This is a genomic window from Rhodococcus sp. 1163 (genome assembly GCF_002091985.1).
Taxonomy (GTDB): domain Bacteria; phylum Actinomycetota; class Actinomycetes; order Mycobacteriales; family Mycobacteriaceae; genus Rhodococcoides.
The window spans coordinates 406,647-424,833 of the sequence record NZ_MKKX01000017.1 but is presented as its reverse complement, the minus strand read 5'-3'; the positions used below and the strand labels follow the sequence as shown (position 1 = coordinate 424,833).

At 62.4% G+C, this 18,187-nt stretch carries 18 protein-coding genes; 4 read left to right on the top strand and 14 right to left on the bottom strand.

Annotation, left to right across the window (positions count from 1 at the left end; genetic code table 11):
- Positions 1-95: 95 nt before the first annotated feature.
- The 3 genes from BJD99_RS05510 to BJD99_RS05500 all read right to left on the bottom strand — a co-directional run bounded on the left by BJD99_RS05510 (position 96) and on the right by BJD99_RS05500 (position 6,097).
- Entirely contained in the window at positions 96-2,678 is a 2,583-nt protein-coding gene (locus tag BJD99_RS05510) for a non-ribosomal peptide synthetase (protein WP_084345759.1), read from the bottom strand.
- Positions 2,679-2,825: 147 nt separating this feature from the next.
- A complete protein-coding gene (locus BJD99_RS05505) occupies positions 2,826-5,363 on the bottom strand; it encodes an ABC transporter permease (RefSeq protein WP_179142191.1) in 2,538 nt (845 codons plus the stop codon).
- A gap of 2 nt (positions 5,364-5,365) precedes the next feature.
- On the bottom strand, positions 5,366-6,097 hold the full coding sequence (locus tag BJD99_RS05500) for an ABC transporter ATP-binding protein (RefSeq protein WP_084345758.1): 732 nt from the start codon (positions 6,095-6,097) through the stop codon (positions 5,366-5,368).
- A gap of 76 nt (positions 6,098-6,173) precedes the next feature.
- Here BJD99_RS05500 and BJD99_RS05495 point away from each other — a divergent pair, with 76 nt between their 5' ends.
- A complete protein-coding gene (locus tag BJD99_RS05495; RefSeq protein ID WP_084345757.1) occupies positions 6,174-6,938 on the top strand; it encodes a deoxyribonuclease IV in 765 nt (254 codons plus the stop codon).
- Here BJD99_RS05495 and BJD99_RS05490 read toward each other — a convergent pair.
- The 3 genes from BJD99_RS05490 to BJD99_RS05480 all read right to left on the bottom strand — a co-directional run bounded on the left by BJD99_RS05490 (position 6,935) and on the right by BJD99_RS05480 (position 9,453).
- Positions 6,935-7,603, bottom strand: coding sequence for a hypothetical protein (locus tag BJD99_RS05490; protein ID WP_084345756.1), 669 nt, complete (start codon positions 7,601-7,603; stop codon positions 6,935-6,937). The genes BJD99_RS05495 and BJD99_RS05490 overlap by 4 nt on opposite strands.
- A 77-nt stretch (positions 7,604-7,680) precedes the next feature.
- Complete coding sequence (locus BJD99_RS05485) at positions 7,681-8,151, bottom strand: DUF309 domain-containing protein (protein ID WP_084345755.1); 471 nt, start codon at positions 8,149-8,151, stop codon at positions 7,681-7,683.
- Positions 8,152-8,157: 6 nt separating this feature from the next.
- Positions 8,158-9,453, bottom strand: coding sequence for a multidrug effflux MFS transporter (locus BJD99_RS05480; RefSeq protein ID WP_373270512.1), 1,296 nt, complete (start codon positions 9,451-9,453; stop codon positions 8,158-8,160).
- 69 nt (positions 9,454-9,522) lie between these two features.
- On the opposite strand from BJD99_RS05480, the gene BJD99_RS05475 reads away from it, so the two are divergent.
- A complete protein-coding gene (locus BJD99_RS05475; protein ID WP_084345753.1) occupies positions 9,523-9,906 on the top strand; it encodes a hypothetical protein in 384 nt (127 codons plus the stop codon).
- Between the two features lie 20 nt (positions 9,907-9,926).
- On the opposite strand, the gene BJD99_RS05470 is transcribed toward BJD99_RS05475, so the two are convergent.
- The 3 genes from BJD99_RS05470 to BJD99_RS05460 all read right to left on the bottom strand — a co-directional run bounded on the left by BJD99_RS05470 (position 9,927) and on the right by BJD99_RS05460 (position 13,133).
- Entirely contained in the window at positions 9,927-10,877 is a 951-nt protein-coding gene (locus tag BJD99_RS05470; RefSeq protein WP_084345930.1) for an aldo/keto reductase, read from the bottom strand.
- Positions 10,878-11,107: 230 nt separating this feature from the next.
- Positions 11,108-12,049, bottom strand: coding sequence for a DNA-3-methyladenine glycosylase (locus BJD99_RS05465; protein ID WP_084345752.1), 942 nt, complete (start codon positions 12,047-12,049; stop codon positions 11,108-11,110).
- Between the two features lie 19 nt (positions 12,050-12,068).
- Entirely contained in the window at positions 12,069-13,133 is a 1,065-nt protein-coding gene (locus tag BJD99_RS05460; RefSeq protein ID WP_084345751.1) for an acryloyl-CoA reductase, read from the bottom strand.
- A gap of 57 nt (positions 13,134-13,190) precedes the next feature.
- Between BJD99_RS05460 and BJD99_RS05455 the strand changes: the two genes are divergently transcribed.
- Positions 13,191-13,739: a ribonuclease H gene (locus tag BJD99_RS05455; protein WP_084345750.1), complete on the top strand. Its 549-nt coding sequence runs from the start codon at positions 13,191-13,193 to the stop codon at positions 13,737-13,739.
- An 18-nt stretch (positions 13,740-13,757) separates the two neighbouring features.
- Here the strand turns inward: BJD99_RS05455 and BJD99_RS05450 are convergent, their stop codons facing one another.
- The 4 genes from BJD99_RS05450 to zapE all read right to left on the bottom strand — a co-directional run bounded on the left by BJD99_RS05450 (position 13,758) and on the right by zapE (position 16,785).
- Positions 13,758-14,240, bottom strand: coding sequence for a MarR family winged helix-turn-helix transcriptional regulator (locus BJD99_RS05450; RefSeq protein WP_084345749.1), 483 nt, complete (start codon positions 14,238-14,240; stop codon positions 13,758-13,760).
- A complete protein-coding gene (locus BJD99_RS05445; RefSeq protein ID WP_084345748.1) occupies positions 14,218-15,312 on the bottom strand; it encodes an LLM class flavin-dependent oxidoreductase in 1,095 nt (364 codons plus the stop codon). Before BJD99_RS05445 ends, BJD99_RS05450 begins: the two co-directional genes overlap by 23 nt.
- A 100-nt stretch (positions 15,313-15,412) precedes the next feature.
- On the bottom strand, positions 15,413-15,790 hold the full coding sequence (locus BJD99_RS05440; protein ID WP_084345747.1) for a hypothetical protein: 378 nt from the start codon (positions 15,788-15,790) through the stop codon (positions 15,413-15,415).
- Between the two features lie 113 nt (positions 15,791-15,903).
- Complete coding sequence (gene zapE / locus BJD99_RS05435) at positions 15,904-16,785, bottom strand: cell division protein ZapE (RefSeq protein WP_084345746.1); 882 nt, start codon at positions 16,783-16,785, stop codon at positions 15,904-15,906.
- 33 nt (positions 16,786-16,818) lie between these two features.
- Here zapE and BJD99_RS05430 point away from each other — a divergent pair, with 33 nt between their 5' ends.
- Positions 16,819-17,346: a TetR/AcrR family transcriptional regulator gene (locus tag BJD99_RS05430; RefSeq protein ID WP_084345745.1), complete on the top strand. Its 528-nt coding sequence runs from the start codon at positions 16,819-16,821 to the stop codon at positions 17,344-17,346.
- A 12-nt stretch (positions 17,347-17,358) separates the two neighbouring features.
- On the opposite strand, the gene BJD99_RS05425 is transcribed toward BJD99_RS05430, so the two are convergent.
- Positions 17,359-18,171, bottom strand: a complete 813-nt coding sequence (locus BJD99_RS05425; protein ID WP_179142190.1) for a maleylpyruvate isomerase family mycothiol-dependent enzyme — start codon at positions 18,169-18,171, stop codon at positions 17,359-17,361.
- Positions 18,172-18,187 lie beyond the last annotated feature (16 nt).

The following is an 18,187-nucleotide window of genomic DNA, read 5'->3' as shown; positions in this document are numbered from 1 at the left end:
GTTACAAGGCTGCATCGAGGACTGGTGGCCATCACGATGAGTGGCGATGGACGTCATCAGCGGTCTGCGGCTTCGCCGCCGTTCTATCGAGTCGGTCATCTGTGATCTGTCCGTTCCCGCCGCCTGCGCCTGTGCAGTGCGTCGTCGATGATGTCGGCGACTCTGGCGACGATGGGCTCGCGAACCATGTCGATGTGATTGCCAGGAACTTCTCTGATGACGAGATTGCCCGTCGCCAGCGTTTCCCAGGAGCGTCGATCGGAGGTGTTCTCGCCCGTGACGACAACAGTGACCGGACCGCTCCATGGCTTCGGTCGATGAGCGTCGAGTGCTCTGTGACCGATGATGCCGAATGCCAGCCAGCGCTCGGTGGTCGGAAACCGGACCAACCCCGCCAGTGCGACGGACACCGCCCGGCGAGCGAGCGCGGGAAGGCAGGGTTTGCGGAGCGGTGCTCTGTCGGGGGCCGCTTCGAGATCGGTGTTGCGCTCCGACAGCTTGTCCAACATCGTTCGGTACAGGCGAGGGTCGAGCAGAATCAGCTCGGCGACTATGTCACCGTCCGATTCGAGGATGCGAGCCATCTCGAGGGCAATCCATGCTCCGAGTGAATGGCCGACGAGCAGATACGGTCCCTGTGGCTGGATCCGGCGGATCTCGCGGACATATCGACGCGCGGCTTTGCCGATGCTGCGGTCCGGAAGTGCCTTTTTCCCAAGCCCTTTGGCTTGTATCGCATATACGGGACGGTCGTGGTCCAGGTGATTGGCCAGAGGGATGAGTCCGACTGCTGGTACGCCCGCTCCCGCGATGACGAAGAGGGGAGCCGCGGAACCTTCGCTCCGCAGCGGAACCATGACTCCGTCGTGTGACGACCTTGCGGTGTCCAGATCGGCATCGGCGAGCTTGGCATCGACGGTCCGGGCCAAGCTACGGATGTTCATCGCCTGCGCAAGTTCCTCGGTGGAGATCTCGACGTGGAAGGACTGTCGCACTCCCACCACGATCGTGGTCAAAGCAAGTGAGGTGGCACCCAGCGCAGCAAAATCCGCGTCGCGGGCGATGTCGTCCAGCCCTAGTTCTTGTTGAACTATATTGCCTATCCACCTTTCGGTGGGTCCATCGAAAGCGTTGTCGGACAGCGCCTCCGGCAACGCTTCGGAGTCGAAGAGTTTCGAACGATCGACCTTGCCTCGTTCGTTCCGGTCGATCCTGTCCACCCGGGTGATATGTGCGGGAACCGTCCATTCCGGCAAGTCTCGCCGCAGTGCATCGCGCACTGCGGCGACAGAAGATCGATCGGAGACGAAGTATGCGACGAGTTCCTTGCCCGATTCGACATCGCGTGCAACGACCGTGGCATCGTCCACACCGTCGATAGTACGAAGTGCCGCTTCGACTTCCGTGGGCTCTACCAGGTAGCCGGACACTTTGATCACATCATCGACTCGACCCACGAGGTGCAGAACCCCGAACCGATCGATGCGACCTACATCTCCGGTGAGGTAGCGGTGAGTTGCGTCGTGAGTACTGAAACGCGAGCGCGTCAACTCTTCCAGCCCGAGATATCCATCGGCCGACAAGGGCGCCGAGATTCGAATTTCGCCGATCTCACCCAACTTTCGCGTCCGACCGCCTACTCCGACGATCTCCACGATCTTTCCGTGTGGGCTGTACCCGGCAGGAATGAACCCGTGGGGAAGAGGCTGGTCCGCGCTGTATGAATTGTAGGCGACTACACCGGATTCGGTTGTGGCGTACCAATTGACGAAGGTTGCATCACTACCGAGCACGGATCGAAAGAAGCGTACGTCGGAAGAGTGAAGTGCTTCTCCGTACGTGGTGACGACGCGAAGTGACGGGATTGTGTTCGCAGGTACCGCGCCTACGAGAGAAGGCGGCACGTTCGAGGTGGCTAGCGTCGTGCGAACGCTACTCACCAGCGAAGGTGAGCAATGCAAAGTCGTGATGGAGCACCGCTCGATCCATGCTGCCAACTGATCCAGGTGGACCGCTCGCGGATCGCGGCAATGCACCTGTGCGCCACTGAGAAGACCTGCGAACAGGGTGTTGACGCCGGCACCGAAGCTCACTGGAAGCACATTCCCCACGCGGTCACGTGGCCTGAGCGCCAGGGCCGAGCTGACTTCGTACGCTTTGCTCAGGCACATCCGGTGACTGAGCAGAACCCCCTTGGGGACGCCTGTCGATCCGGAAGTGAACGCGATCATCGCAACTTGATCCCCGGTTACCGTCGGGAGCGGCGCAGCCGAGTCTTCGGCGTCGGAGATGTCGGCAGTGTTCATCCGCAGCGCGGCTGCCTGCTCGACGATGTGCCGGCGTCGAGTCTCGGGCAGGTTCGAGTCGAGAGGTATCAAAGAGTGCCCGGACGCGATGACCGCAAGCATCAACGTGATCGACTCGGTCGTGTTGCGCCCGTCCACCGCGATGGGACTTCGATCGACCTGGGTCAGGTGCGCAATCTTGCGGGCCACTGCATACGTCCGGTGCAGAAGCTGGTCGAAGGTGAGTACGCCGTCGTCCGCGACCAGAGCCGTCGCGTCGGGTAGCGCGTGGGCGACCTCGCACAACCGATCCAGCAGCGTGTCCCGCAGATCGGGTTTGCACATCGGCGCGAGGTCGGAGTGTGGGGACGTGTCGGTCGGATGAAGCGACATGCCCCCCCTTGCAGTGCCACAGCCCATTCGGGTCTTGACTAGAAACCGTCTTCGAGTCTGTTTACGCGCTACAAGGTAACCCCAGGGTCGTTTTATGTGCAACCCTTACGACATTGTTACATAGCCCAAGAGGGCGGGCCTCCACGATCAGGCGTCGGCAATGGCCTCCAACGGGCGCGTGCGCGCTGCTCTGGCGGCAGGCCAGAGAGCTGCTCCGACTCCGACGATTGCCGACCCGATCAGCATCCCGATGACCTGCCCCCACGGAACCGTCATGACCCCGAGTCCTTCGTCGCGAAGCGTCCGCACGAAACCCCAGCCGAACACTATTCCGAGGACCAGTCCGACGATGGCACCGAACAGCGCTATCAAAAGGGACTCGAGATAGATGGTGCGACGCACCTGGGCACGCTGCATCCCCACGGCCCGCAACATCCCGATCTCTCGACGGCGCTCGACCACGGAGAGAGCGAGTGTGTTGATGATGCCGAGAATTGCGATCACGACTGCCAACGCGAGGAGTCCGTAGAGAACTGCGAGCAGAGTATCGATCTGTTGGCTCTGGCTGCCCTTGAACTGCTCGCGGTCCTGTACTTGTACGACGACGAACGGCTTCGTCGACGCCTCGAGGTCGCTGCGTAGGACATCGAGATCGGTACCTGCGGCCGCACCGACGAGAACCACGATGTCCGAACGCACGATGCTCGGTGTCACCTGCTCGTAGACGCTCTCGGATACGAGCCAGTCACCTACCAAAGGGCTGTCCTCGTAGATACTGGTCACGGTCACCGGGACGCGCACACCGTCGAACGAGTCCAAGTCCACCACGGTCCCCAGCTGCCAGTTCTTCTCGCTGGACGCCGACTGCGAGACAGCGATGCTGTCGCCGGAGAGTTCTGGATCGCCCTCGACAACTTTTCGATCGAACAAGCCGTCGGGACTTCCGTCGAGGGCAACCCCGAAGGTTGATTCACCGGAGATGTTCACCTGTACTGGGTGCAGTATCGCGACCTTGTCCACCCCGGGGGTGTTACGGGCGGCTTGTCCTGCCCCGACGGGAACACCGATGGCCTGAGGTCCGCTCAGGATGTAGTCCGCCTCGATTCCAGTGTCGACGAGAGCGTCCACACTGGCTTTCGCCGACGCACCGAGTACGCCGATCACGGAGACGAGCATCAGACCGAGCATCAGAGCGAAGGCAGTTGCTGCCGTGCGGCGGGGGTTGCGGACCGAGTTGGTCCGTGCGAGAGAACCGATCGCACCGAAGGGCCGAGTGAGCACCGATCCCAAGGCGCCGACGATCGGACGCGAGAGTGACGGCGCGGCCAGCGCGACGGCGATGATGACGGCGACGGCTCCGACTCCGACGGTGCCCGCAGCTGCTCCACCTGTCGATTGCGCGCCCACGAGAAGTGCAACCGCGCCGAGCGCGCCGATCACGATCCCGATGATCGTGCGCATACGAAGACTGTCACCCGCAGAGGCGAACTCTTCTCGCATGGCCGCGATCGGTGGGATCTTGGCGGCACGACGGGCCGGCGCGTAGGCGCTCAGTACCGTCACGACGATCCCGACGAGGAAGGCGACGAAAACGGTTCTCGGTTCGAGAGCGAGTGCGCCCGAGGGCAATCCGACGTCGAAGGCATTGAGCAGAGCACGCAGGCCGTAGGCGAGCCCTACGCCGCCGGCGAACCCCAGCGCGCTACCGATGATTCCGACGATGAGCGCTTCGAACACTACCGAGCGGCTGACCTGGCTGCGGCTTGCGCCGATGGCACGGAGCAATGCGAGTTCGCGGACTCGCTGCGCGACGATCATCGAGAAAGTGTTGTAGATGATGAACGTGCCGACGAGTAGGGCGATGCCGCCGAATGCCAGCAAGAAGTAGTTCACGAAGGACAACGCGGATTCGATCGCGTCCTGGGCTTCGGCGCGTACCTCGTCGGCTGTCTGCACCTTGGCATCCGGTAGCGCGGCGGCGATCTCCTCGCGTAGGTCGGCCTGGGTCATGCCCTTTGCTGCGAGATCATTACCAGCGACGTCGTAGTACTGGACATGCGAGCCGTCCGAGAACAGCTCGTTCGCTTGGCTCTGCAGGAACTGGACTCCGATATAACCGCCGGATTCGGTTGCGGTGTCGTAGATTCCGGTCACCGTGACATCGACCGTGCCCTTGGACGGAATGAGGACCTGCGTCGAGTCCCCGACGGCGAGGCCGGACCGCTCTGCGCCACCCTCGTTGATCGCGACTTCACCGGGGGCAGCGGGCGCAGCGCCGGAGAGGAAGTCTTCTTTTGCGCCGAGTCTCTGTTCATCGGGGATGTAGGCCTCCCCGATGGTGGGCGCACCACCGGACTGAACTGTCGCCCCGGACTTGTCGAGAACGACGATCTGTCCGCCGACGTAGGGCATCACTGCGGCCACGTTCGGTAGGGCCTCTATGGTCGCGGCATCCTGGGTGGGGACTCCGCTCGAGCCGGTTTCCTCCGCGCTGACTCGAACATCCGCACCTGCCGCGGTGTCGGAGAAGATCGAGGAGAACGTGCGCTGCAAGGTATCGGTGAACACGAACGAACCTGCGACGAAGGCTGTTCCGAGTACGACGGACAGGACGGTAAGTGCAAGACGAACTTTGTGTGCAGCAAGATTTCTCAGTGAAACCTTGCGCATGGGATTGGCGGCCATGATCAGACCGTCTCCAGCTGCTTCATGCGGTCGAGGACTGTCTCGGCTGTTGGATTCGCCAGTTGATCGATGACAGCGCCATCGGCCAGGAACACGACGCGGTCGGCGTAGCTTGCCGCGCGCGGATCGTGAGTGACGATCACTACCGTCTGATCGAAGTCGTCGGCCGCGGCGCGCAGAATACTCAACACCTCGCCGGAGGAACGCGAGTCCAAGTTGCCGGTCGGCTCGTCGCCGAAGACGATGTCGGGTCGGCCTGCGAGTGCTCGCGCGCAGGCTACGCGCTGCTGCTGTCCTCCGGACAGTTCGCTCGGGCGGTGATCGAGACGATCGCCGATCCCGAGCTTGCTCACCACGGTGTCCAACCATTCCTTGTCCGGCGTACGGCCGGCGATGTCGAGCGGAAGGGTGATGTTCTCCAGTGCCGTCAGGGTGGGGACGAGGTTGAACGACTGGAACACGAAACCGATGCGGTCTCTGCGCAATCCGGTCATCTGCTTGTCGGTCAGGTCGGTCAGTTCGGTGTCACCGATCGTCACGGTCCCCGACGTTGCCGAGTCCAGGCCCGCGAGGCAGTGCATCAGAGTGGATTTCCCCGAACCGGAGGGGCCCATGATTGCCGTGAACTCGCCGCGCGCGAACTCCACGCTCACCTCGCGCAGAGCGTGGACTTGGGTATCCCCGGAGCCGTAGGTTTTGGTCAGGGCGATCGCGCTGGCGGCGATATCAGTCATAGTGTTCAGTCTTTCAGTGTTCGGGAGTCTTCACTATCGGGGGACACCCTGAGGTGCGCCCACCTATCATGGATACATGCGTATCGGGGCACACGTCCGCGACTCCGCCGACCCCATCGGTTCCGCGGAGAGTTTCGGCGTCGATCTGGTTCAGCTTTTTCTGACCGATCCGCAGAAGTGGAACAAGCTCGAGCCCCACCCCCAGGGCGAGGACTTGAAAGCCGGCAACATCGACGTCGTGGTGCATTCGTCGTATGTCCTGAACGTGGCGAGTCTGAACAATCGGATCAGGATTCCTTCGCGTAAGGCTGTGATCGAGCAGTCCGCGGCCGCTGCCGGGATCGGCGCGATCGGTCTGGTCGTGCACGGCGGTCACGTGCGTGATGGCGAGGACACCACGAAGGGCGTCGAGAACTGGCGCAAGTTGTTCGAGCGCCAGGAGGATGTGGGGGGCTTCGGCGTGCCGATCTTCATCGAGAACACAGCGGGCGGAGATTTCGCCATGGCTCGCCACTTCGACGACATTGCGCGGCTGTGGGACGCCGTCGGCGAATTCGGTGCCGGTTTCTGTCTCGACACGTGCCACGCTTGGGCGGGAGGCGAAGAGCTCGTCGGCGTCGTGGATCGAATCAAAGCCATCACGGGTCGAATAGACCTGGTGCACCTCAATAATTCGCGCGACGAGTTCGGCTCTGCGCGCGACCGGCATGCCAACCTCGCCGACGGAACGATCGATGCCGACGTTTTGGTCGCGGTCGCCGAGGCAGCAGACGCTCCGGTGATCCTCGAAACGCCCGCCGACGGGCTGGCCGAGGACGTTCGATTTCTGAAGAGCCTCTAGAGGAACATCGAGATCGTCTTCTCCCAGAAGCGTTCGAAGTCGTCGACGTCCGCGCAGGTGAAGACTCGGCTGTTCCAGCGGAACTCGGTGTCCACCACGGTGACGCCTTCGATCACGACGACGTCGCAGGTGACGGACAGGTTGTGGGTCAGCGGGGCACTGTCGTCGGGGACAGCACTACCGGTGCCGTACTCGAACGAAATCTGAGCGCCGGATCTTCGTGCCAGCACTGGAGGGCTCGAGACGTGCTTGGCGGTACCGAAGTCCAAGCCTTCGTTGGGGGCCGCGGCGACGCGGCGACGGACTTCGGAGGTGAGTACGTCGACTTGGCCGGTGGACGGAAGACGAACCGGGAAGAAACCACGATCCTCGGACGCTGCGTCGGGATTGCCGAATCGGCCGGCTTCGATGTCGACGAGCACTCCGGAGGTGCAATTGCGACAGCGATCGCTCTGCCACGAACCGACGGTGGCGGCGAGGACGGCAAGCAGGGTGGTGGCCGGTGGATGATACGCACCCGCCCATTGGGTACGCGAGGAAGTGACGACCGAGGAATCGATCGTGTCTATCCGGGGATCGGCGCGACGGCTTCCGAACGGCCGTTCTTCGGGAGTGAGAACTGCAACCCAGTAGGGAACCTGTGCCGCTGCGGACTGTGCTGTCACCGACTGCCTTCCGCTCAGTGTCGCCTAACCTAACAATTCTCACTGTAGCCAGATCGGGAACGATTGGCGAGAGGGGGTCAGCCCAGAAGACGAGGAGCCGAAGGCGACGGCGGAAGATCCCCGTCGTTGAGGCGGTCCAGAAGCTCTTGCGACCACACCAGAAGCCCGGCCACATCGAGTCCGTACGGCGGATCGACTTCGTAACCGCGGATGCGATCGTGGCCTTGTTCGAGCAGTGATCGAGCCCCCACGGCGTTACCACGTAGGAGGTGCGTCAGGCCTACGGCGAGCTGAGCGAGACCCTGCCAGAGCATCTGCTCCGGTTCCGGTGAGTCCTTCCACGTTCCTTCGAGAATTTCGTGAGCATGGAAGGGCATATCGGCATCGAGTAATTGTTGTGCTTTCGCGATGGACTCGTGCGGCGGAAGCCTGAGGTCCTCCGGTATCCGTTCGACACCGATTGCATCGCGCGCGAGCGGCCGTCCCAAACCGTCACGGGGGCGTGCATTCAGCGGTTTACCGTTGGCATCGCGTTCTCGTTCCGGCATGTGCGCTCACACCTTGCTGGTCGTCGTCACCGTGTGGGTCGTCGCGGTGTGGGTCGTCGAGGTCGGAGACTTCACAGTTACTGCAATCAACGCGAGAAGTGCAAACGCGGAGACACCGACCATCGTGACCGATACTGCCACGGCATCGTTGCCGAGAACACCGACTACCGGCGCGACTATGGCGCCGGAGCCGAACTGTGCAGCGCCGAGCAGCGCCGCAGCAGTTCCCGCGGCTTCACCGTGCCGAGACAGCGCCAGGGCAGGTGCGTTCGGCATGACGAATCCGACAGCTCCGAGGACGAACCACAGCGGGATCAGGAAGCCGAATATTCCGCCGATATCGCCGACGGCGAGGACGGTCATCACTGCGGCAGCGAGCACGCCCGCCGACAATGCGCTGATCACGATGCGTACCGGTGTGAAGTGGGCGAGGAGAACGACGTTGAGCTGTGAGGCACCGATCAGGGCGATCGCACCGAGCGCGAATACGACAGCGAACTGCTGTTCGTCGAGTTCGAATTGCTCTTGGAGGACGAACGACGAACCTGCGACGTAGGCGAAGAGGGCGGACATCGCGAGAGCGGCAACCAGCACGAGTACGACGAACTGTCCGTCGCGCAGGAGGCTGCCGTAGGTACGGACAACCGGCATGATGCCGCGACTACGACGCCGCTCCGGCGGCAGGGATTCACGAAGCGAGAACACAGCGAGGACCAGCAAAGCCACACCGAGCACGGCAAGGACACCGAACACCCAGCGCCACGAGCCGGCAAGAAGAACTGCCCCACCCAGCGACGGCGCCAGGACCGGTGCAACACCCATGACCAGCATCAGGCGGGACAGTACCGTTGCGGCGGCCCGACCGGTGAACAGATCGCGTACGACGGCCATTGCGACGACCGCAGCTGCCGCTGCGCCGAGGCCTTGTAGCCCACGAAAGAGACCGAGGACGGCGACATTGGGAGCGATGACGCACAGCAGTGATGCGGCGACGTGGACCGCTGTGCCGGCGATGAGTGGCAGTCGACGGCCGATGATGTCGGACAGTGGACCGATGACGAGCTGGCCGAGTGCCAATCCGATCAGTGTTCCGGTCAGCGTGAGCTGCACTGCGGCCGAGGACGAGTTCAGATCGTCGACGATTGCAGGCAGCGCGGGTAGATACATGTCGATGGTCAGCGGGCCCAGCGCGATGAGTGCACCGAGAACGAGAATGACCCTCAGTCGCTCGGACGATGTCGGCTCGACGACGGCCACTGCGGGTGGGTCGACGGTGGCAGTTCGTTCCGGGGCTCGAGACACCCAAAGGTCAGCAACGAAGATGACCGATATGTTCCCGAGCGGGAAGCGTTGGGGCTAGAGTCCGCAATCGTGACCACGCCAGAGGACAGTCCGCGGCAGGCTATCGCCCGGGCGTACATCGATTCCTTGCTCTCCCACGATCCGAGCGCAGTGAAGTTCGCGCCCCACGCACGCCGCGTAGAAAACGGGTTGACCACAGGATTCTCGGGCCCTGGGTTGATCAAGGCCCTCGGCAACGCGTTCTACTACCGCGCGATCATTGCGATTCGGAACATCGCACTCACCGAATCCGGAGACACGGTGCACTCGACTTTCCTTATCGATGCGGGATTGCGTGGCAGGCGGATGGTGACCGTCGCGGTCGAGGAAAGCTTCCTGATCCCCGACGGCACCATCCACCACATTCGCGCGAAACTTCGGATCCCCCTCAGGCGCGCACCCGCAACTGTCTGAAACTCAGGTGTCGAGCCCGCCTACGCGGAGACAGCAGCCGACGTCGCGTCGAGCCGTGCAAGCTCGGCGGGCGACAAGGTCAGCGTCGGGGCGGCCATCAGTGCAGGCAGCTGAGAGATCGTGCTCGCGCTCGCGATCGGCGCAGTGACAGTCGGCTGATGCAGCAGCCACGCGAGCGCGACGGTGGCGATTTCTTCCTCGTGAGCCTCAGCGATCTCGCTCAGCGCATCGACGACGTCGAGTCCATTGTCGGTGAAGTAACCCGTCGCCAGTAGTTTCCGAGTCTGGCCACCTTCGAGGTCCTTGCGCACGCGGTATTTGCCGGTCAGGAACCCTGACGCCAAAGAGAAGTACGGAAAGACCCCGAGGTTGTTATCGGCGGCGAGTGGGGCAAGGTCGGATTCGTACGCATGTCGAGTGACAAGGTTGTAGTGCGGCTGCAGAGCGATCGGTGCCGCGAAATTATTCTCGCGTGCGACCTTCAACCACTCCTCGACGCGATCGGCCGAGAAATTGGAGATCGCGACGTACCGAACCTTGCCGTCTTCGATCAGCGAATCGAACGCTGCGAGCGTGTCGACGAGTGGGGCATCGCCGGAGTCGGTATGGGCGAAGTAGATGTCGATGTGATCGCTCTGCAACCGCTTCAACGACGCCTCGGCCGCGGCCGCGATGTTCTTCGGTGTCAGACCCTTGAACTCGGGATGCTGGCTGACCTTGGTTGCGATGACGACGTCGTCACGGTTGCCGCGGGCAGCAGTCCAGCTTCCGATGATGGTTTCGGATTCGCCACCGGAGTTGCCGTCGACGAACGCGGAGTACGAGTCGGCCGTGTCGATGAAATTTCCGCCACCGGCGGTGAATGCGTCGAGAATCTCGAAGGAGGCGCTTGCATCACTGGTCCAGCCGAAAGTATTGCCACCGAGAGCCAGCGGAAAGATGTCGAGGTTCGAATGTCCGATTGCTACCACCGAGTACTCCTTCAGTCGTCCAGAACTAGCCGTGACGGGGAACACCGCTTCGATAGCGATTATTCCGCTTCGGGGGTCTGCGCAGGTTGGGCGTCGGAGCCGCTCCGGAAATTTACTCTCCGTGTTGGGATTCGAACCTCCTGCAGGGGGTTCGAATCCCAACAGGCGGAGCATTTGCGCAGAGACGGCTTCAACGGAAAACGCGGCTACGAGCCACTGAGCGGCGGCCGTCAGTGGCCGGTGTGGTCTACCAGCGGCGTGCGGGGACCGAACTTCGGCTTGATGGCCTTGCCGCTCACCGCAAGAAGACGTACCGCCCGAAACCTGTGCGGTGCAAGAGGTTCGAGATACTCGACCATCGCGTCATCGTCGAGGGGCCGTCCCAACAGTGACCAGCCCACCACGGCGGCCAAATGATAATCACCCACCGACAAAGCGTCGGGATCTCCGAACGCACGTTGCGCTACCTCGGCGGCGGTCCAGACGCCGACCCCCGGAATCGCCCGCAGCCGACGCGTCGCATCCGCCGCGGTCATCGTCGCCGTCTCCTCGAGCCTGCCGGCCGACTGCGCGCAGCGAACGATGGTCTTCGACCTGGCGGGATCGACATTCGCCAGATGAAACTCCCACGACGGGATCATCCGCCACACGTCCGCCGCGGGAGGCACGAACATCGGCCTGGGCGTCGGCCCGGGAGCGCGCTCACCGAACTTGGTGACGAGTCGGCGCCACGAAGCGAACGCGGAGACTCCATGCACACGCTGTTCCAGAATGGCAGGAACCAACGCCTCCATGACAAGGCCGGTACGGCCGAGCCGGAGATGCGGAAACTCCCGATGGGCTTGAATCAGCGTCGGATGCTCGGGCGCGAAATCCGACGCATCGTCGGCGTTTCCCAGGAGCGCGGGCAGCATGCCCGTGAATTCAGCGGCGCCTGCTCCCCATGCCTCGCTTCGGACGCGGAACCGAGAAATCTGCGTCAATCGATACGTGAGAACGCCCGAAGGCAAACGTGAGGTTCGCCACACCGAGCCCGCTGAATCGCGCTCGAAAGTGGGGTCGCCCTTGCCTCGACGAAGCGGGGAGAGCGTCATCGCCACGTCCATCGGGTGCTCCGAAACGAACTCGGTCACGACCGAGTTCGAGGAGGCGTGGAGATCGGACGACAACATGTCCTTTCGAGCCTAGCGCTCAGAACCGACCGGCGACCGAAACGACGGTTCGACCGGTGATCCGACCTTCTCGGATCTTGTCGAGAGCGAGCTGGACGCCGGTAACGGGAATCTCCGTGGTGAGCGCAGCGAGGTGTCGCGGACGCATATCGGTCTCGAGTTGCTGCCAGATTGCCCGCCTATGCTCGATCGGCAACTGCACCGAGTCGATGCCGAGCAGTGCGATCCCTCGCAGGATGAACGGAAGCACAGTCGTCGGGAGTCGAGTTCCTCCGGTCAAACCGCTCGCAGCCACAGCGCCGCCGTAACACGTGGTGCTCAGGAGGTGGGCGAGCGTCGCGCCACCGACGCAGTCCACCCCTGCGGCCCACTCTGCACGCCCCAGCGGCCGCGGCTGCGCGTCCGGATCTTCCGGAATTCTCCCCATGACCGTGGACGCGCCGAGGCTGGTCAGCAATGCGGCCGCGTCTTTCTTTCCAGTCGATGCATGAACTTCGAATCCGGCTCCCGCCAACAGATCCACACTGACAGTCCCCACGCCGCCGCTTGCGCCGGTGACCAGAACCGGGCCGTCCGACGGCATGATGCCTCGATCGAGCAGGGCGCAGACGGACAAAGCTGCCGTGAATCCAGCTGTTCCGATCGCGGCCGCCTCACGGGTGGACAATGCGGTCAGGGGTACGACCCAATCTGCCGGTACGCGAGCGAATTCGGAGTAACCACCGTGTTGCGCGGTACCGATGTCGTAACCGTGAGCGACCACCGATTGCCCGACAGTGAAGTCGCTGCTCGTGGAATCGGCGACAGTTCCCGCGATATCGATTCCGGGGATGATCGGATATTCGCGTACGACGCCACCTTTCGGAGTGATCGCCAAAGCGTCCTTGAAGTTGACGGACGAATACTCCACAGCGATGGTGACAACACCCGATCGGTCGGCGTGCGTCGGTAGAAACGACTCGTTTACCTGTTCCGGAGCGAGAACTATCCCGTCGGATTCCCGGGCGACAAGAGCTTTGAACGACGAGGGCACGGAGCTGCTCACAAGAGATGATCCTTCCGGTTTCGGTTGCGTACCGACCATATCCAATCCAGCGCGGCGCCTGTTGTTTGTCGGAGGACCGAAGTAGGGTCCTGCTTCGTGATCATTGTGAGTACGGACGGCTCGTGTCTGCGTAATCCGGGAGGCGCAATCGGGTGGGCTTGGGTCGATCACACCGGTCCCAGCAACTCCGGCGGCGAGCCGTCGGGAACCAATCAGATCGCCGAGTTACGGGCTCTGCTCGAAGCAATTCTCGCCCATCCCGGCGACGAGCCGTTGTCCATCGAGTCGGACTCCCAGTACGCCATCAAGTGCGCATCCGAATGGCTTCCCGGGTGGAAGCGCAAAGGGTGGATAACCTCTTCCGGTTCCCCGGTCAGCAACATCGAACTGATCAAGAGCATCGATGCCGCGATCACCGAGCGCACCGGGCCGGTCCGGTTCCGTTGGGTACGCGGACACGTCGGGAATCATTTCAACGAAGCCGCCGACGCACTGGCCGGTGAAGCTGCGCGCGCCGTCGCCGCTTCCGGAGCAGTTGCGACGCCCGCGAAAGCTGTACCTGCGAAGGTCGCACCGAGTAAACCGGTTAGGAGTAGGCAAGCCAAGGCCGCACAGCCTGCTGACGAGGTCGCGACACTCTTCTAGTTCACTCGCGCTTCTGGTTCACTCCCGCTTCTGGTTCACATCACGGATGTCGACCTGCGCGAGTCTGAGTTTGGTGCACAGTCTTTCGAGAAGGGTCAGTTCTTCGTCGTCGAGTGCCTCGCCGACGTACCGCCGTATTCGGGCAGCGTGTTTGAGGCCGATGGACCGTTGTACCGCAAGCCCTTCGTCGGTGAGTGCGACGACAGTTCCGCGCTTGTCGTCCGGATCCTGTTGTCGGGCTACATAACCCAGCTTTTCGAGCCGCTCGCACATCCGGCTCAGTGAGGGCTGGCTGAGCAGAATCTCGTGATTCAGATCGTGCAGCCGAAGCCCCGATTCGGGACACTTGCTCAACGTGAACAGGACGTCGTACTCGCGCAGGCTGATCGGATCCCAGATGTCGTCGGCGGTGAACCGACGCATCAGAGATACCTGGGAGCGAAACAAAGCCTCCCAGGCATCGACTGCCAGTTCGGTACTAGACGGAGACACTGACGGCATTCTTTTCCGCGAGCATCGCCGAGTGCGTCGGCGGGTTCTCCGGGACTCCTTCGGGGCGACGTGCAGCGAATTCCTTGCGCAGTGTCGGCACCACTTCCTCGCCGAGGAGGTCGAGCTGCTCGAGTACGGTCTTCAGCGGCAGCCCAGCGTGATCCATCAGGATCAACTGGCGTTGGTAGTCACCGAAGAAGTCTGCGAACGCCAACGTCTTCTCGATCACCTGCTGCGGTGAACCGACCGTCAGTGGGGTCTGCTCGGTGAACTCCTCCATGGTCGGGCCGTGTCCGTAGACGGGCGCGTTGTCGAAGTAGGGACGGAACTCGTTCACCGCATCCTGACTGTTCTTCCGCATGAACGCCTGGCCACCGAGGCCGACGATAGCCTGGTCTGCGCGGCCGTGTCCGTAATGCTCGTAGCGTTCGCGGTAGAGGTTGATGAGCGCAATGTAGTGCTCCTTCGGCCAGAAGATGTTGTTCGCGAAGAATCCGTCGCCGTGGTACGCCGCAATCTCGGCGATCTCCGGACTTCGAATCGAACCGTGCCAGACGAACGGTGGGATGTCGTCGAGTGGGCGGGGCGTAGAGGTGAAGTTGTCGAGCGGGGTGCGGAAGTTGCCCTTCCAGGTGACGACATCCTCGGTCCACAGGCGTCGGAGCAGCTGGTAGTTCTCGAGTGCCAGCGGAATGCCCTGACGGATGTCCTGGCCGAACCACGGGTACACCGGTGCCGAGTTGCCGCGGCCCATGATGAGGTCGACGCGTCCTTCGGAAAGATGCTGAAGCATCGCGTAGTCCTCGGCGATTTTCACCGGGTCGTTGGTGGTGATCAGCGTCGTGGACGTGGAAAGAATCAGCTTCTCGGTCTGGGCAGCGATGTACCCGAGCATCGTCGTCGGTGAGGACGGTACGAACGGCGGGTTGTGATGCTCGCCCGTCGCGAAGACGTCGAGGCCGACCTCCTCTGCATGCTTGGCGATGGTGACCATCGCCTTGATGCGCTCATGCTCGGTGGGCGCCTGGCCTGTGGTTGGGTCGACAGTGACGTCGCCGACGGTGAAGATTCCGAATTGCATGTCTGCTCCTGGGCACCGAGTCGTCGAAACGAAAGTCCATGCGTTTGCATTGACTTGTACGGTAACGACGTGCCAGGGGAAACTATTCCGCTCGAAACTTCTAGCTGTCCGAAAGGGACGCAGTGCCCGAGAGCGAACGCACGTCGTACGACTCCAGCGCGCCGTGGACATAGCGATCACCGGCCACGTTGCCGCGCGAGGTGAACAGCACCGCGAACGACGAAAACGCGACCGGCTCGTTCTCGATATTCACCCGAGGCACCACGACCAGTAGATGAGTGGAGTTGCCATCATGAACCTGCTCGACGATCGCCCGAATCTCCCACCCGAGATCCGACCTCGTCACAGCCGTCGATTCCAAAGTCACGCCGCTGAGAACGATCTGCGCGACGAGTACTCCCGCGACCGCCCCCGAATCGAGTGTCCCGGAGATGTCGTCGCCGTCGAAGGTGAAGTGATTCGCTGCTGTGAAAGGCATGCACCCAGGCTAGGGGCAGAGAAAAAGAAATTTCTGCCTTTGACCCATCCACCTTCCCACCTGCGGCGAATGAACAATGAGACACCCGCTGCTGCTGTCGCCCCCGACCGCCGTCAGCAGTGGGTGTCTCTCTTACTTTCTGCGGCCAGCTCGCTCAGTCTGCTCGAGGTCCGCGCTATATCGAGGCTGCTACATCCAGCTGTGAAGCTTGCCAGCGGGACCGTGGCATGAAATTGCGTCGGGACATCGGCGTCGTAGAGCACGTCGATCAGATTGCAGAAGCGCTGGACTGCATTGTCGTCTGCATCTTTCAGCGCCGGTATGTCGCGGACTGTCAGGGAGTCGAGTCCTTCGATCATCGCCAGATAGTCGCCCGTCGATCTGGGTTCGACACAGAGTTCGGTGAACGACCACCCGGACGACGCATCCACCATCGACCATGTGCCCTTGGAGAATCTGGTCGAGGAGATTCCTTCGGCTCGGTAATCGAGCGGTCCATCGACTGCGATTACCTGCATCCGAGATTCCAGCAGCGCGATCGTGGGCGCAAACGCCTCGTGGAACAGTGGATTGGGCAACAGGCCTGCGGGTGGGTAGTTCGACGTCGCCACCAACGTGACCCCGCGGGCGAACAGTTCGTCGAGCATGCGGGCGAGGAGCCTCGCGTCGCCGATATCGTGCACGTGCAATTCGTCGAAGCACAACACGGCGATGTCTCCGAGCAGTTCGTCCAGGGCGCGCGTCAGTGAGAATCCATGCCGAAAGTACGACGCGTGAAGGTCGCGAAAGAAGCTGTGGAAGTGCACTCGCTTCGTGGTGACACCGGTAACGGATTCGACATAGTGGTCGAGGAGCCAGGTCTTGCCGCGCCCGGCGGGTCCCCAGAGGTAGACGCCTCGCGAGTCGGAAGCCGCGAGCGCATCGGCGGCAGCAGCTTGGGCCTTGTCGAGTGTGAACGACGAGTCGAAGCCGGAACGGGGAACTCCAGGTCTCATGAACCGAGACTCTACATATGTAGAGTCTCGGTTATGGACCGTCGAACTGTGATTGCGGACGCAGCGATCTCGCTGATCGCACACTCTGGCGTGCGTGCGCTGACGCACCGAGCGATCGACTCGGCACTCGAATTGTCTCCCGGCTCGACCTCGTATTACTTCCGCACCAAGCAGGACCTGATCGATGCGGTGGTCGACCGAATCACGGAGTCGTCACGTGCAGCGTTCGAACAAGCGACCTCCGGCGATCCCGTGGAGGTGACGGTCGCCTATCTGGAAGATCTCCTGACCGAACGTGCGGATCAGCTGAGAGCACGGCACGCGCTGACCATCGATCCGACTGTCGAACCCGCGGCGCGCGAGCGCCTGGCTCGATGTCTGTTCTCAGCCGAGGGTGCCACTGAACTGCTCGGTGATGCGGGGCAAGGAAAGGGATTTCTTGCCCTGTGCGAAGGGCTCATCGCGGTTGCGTTGATGCGTGGGCACGACAATGCACTTGGTTACGAAGCTGCGTCACTACGTACCCCGGTTGCCAGGTATCTCAACGGCCCCGGGGCGTAGCGAGGACAGAAACTATTTGGTGAACGCCAACGATTGGACGATCTGCAGGCCGAGCGACTCGTCGCCGAGATACTCGATCCGGTCGAGCGCAGCGGAAGCGTCGATCCGGCCCCCACACAGGCGGGTGAAATCTCCGGTCGGAAGCGCGATCGTGACCGTCGCGGGGCCGGCCAGTTCTTCGACGACCTGTGCTCGCCCGGTGACGTCGACGTGCGCGCGGCGAGGCCGGCTACCGGTCAGGTCGAAGGTGATCGACGAGCCGTCGGGGGCGTTGCCTAGTTTGCCGACGATGTATCCGAGTCCTTGGACGATTTCGTCGACCGAGTAGTCGGCAGAGACACTGTCCATTCCTCCGGTCGCCCCGATGGCGTCGCGGATGTCCTGCTCGTGCATCCAGCAGTCGAACACCCGGATACGCATGAATCGTCCGTACGTCGCTTTTCCTGCAGGGGTCCACGACGGCGCGGCGAAGTCCTCGTCCGACATCGCTTCGAGCGTCCGAGCACGATCGCCCGTTACCGTCCGGAACCGTTCGATCAACTCGGCAGGACTCAGTTGGCTGAACGCCTGTATCCACTTTTCGTTGAGCACGCCAATGTCGTTGTGTACGTGCGCGAGTGCGCTGACGTCGATGTCGGATTCCGGAGGCGTTTGCCCGGCGAGCGAGAGTTCGGTGCCGACGATATGCGCGATCACATTGTGGACGCTCCAGCCCGGGCAGGGCGTGGAAGCGGCCCACTGGTCTTCGTCCAGTTCGCGCACCAGCGCGTCGATGGATGCCCACTCCTCGATGAGTGCCTTTACGATGCTTTGCTTGTCGATCACTGTGTGCTCCCGTTCG

Coding starts and splice junctions, on each gene's coding strand:
- BJD99_RS05510 (WP_084345759.1), bottom strand. CDS start 2,678: ATGTCGCTTCATCCGACCGACACGTCCCCACACTCCGACCTCGCGCCG.
- BJD99_RS05505 (WP_179142191.1), bottom strand. CDS start 5,363: ATGGCCGCCAATCCCATGCGCAAGGTTTCACTGAGAAATCTTGCTGCA.
- BJD99_RS05500 (WP_084345758.1), bottom strand. CDS start 6,097: ATGACTGATATCGCCGCCAGCGCGATCGCCCTGACCAAAACCTACGGC.
- BJD99_RS05495 (WP_084345757.1), top strand. CDS start 6,174: ATGCGTATCGGGGCACACGTCCGCGACTCCGCCGACCCCATCGGTTCC.
- BJD99_RS05485 (WP_084345755.1), bottom strand. CDS start 8,151: ATGCCGGAACGAGAACGCGATGCCAACGGTAAACCGCTGAATGCACGC.
- BJD99_RS05465 (WP_084345752.1), bottom strand. CDS start 12,049: ATGTTGTCGTCCGATCTCCACGCCTCCTCGAACTCGGTCGTGACCGAG.
- BJD99_RS05460 (WP_084345751.1), bottom strand. CDS start 13,133: ATGGTCGGTACGCAACCGAAACCGGAAGGATCATCTCTTGTGAGCAGC.
- BJD99_RS05450 (WP_084345749.1), bottom strand. CDS start 14,240: ATGCCGTCAGTGTCTCCGTCTAGTACCGAACTGGCAGTCGATGCCTGG.
- BJD99_RS05445 (WP_084345748.1), bottom strand. CDS start 15,312: ATGCAATTCGGAATCTTCACCGTCGGCGACGTCACTGTCGACCCAACC.
- BJD99_RS05440 (WP_084345747.1), bottom strand. CDS start 15,790: ATGCCTTTCACAGCAGCGAATCACTTCACCTTCGACGGCGACGACATC.
- zapE (WP_084345746.1), bottom strand. CDS start 16,785: ATGAGACCTGGAGTTCCCCGTTCCGGCTTCGACTCGTCGTTCACACTC.
- BJD99_RS05430 (WP_084345745.1), top strand. CDS start 16,819: ATGGACCGTCGAACTGTGATTGCGGACGCAGCGATCTCGCTGATCGCA.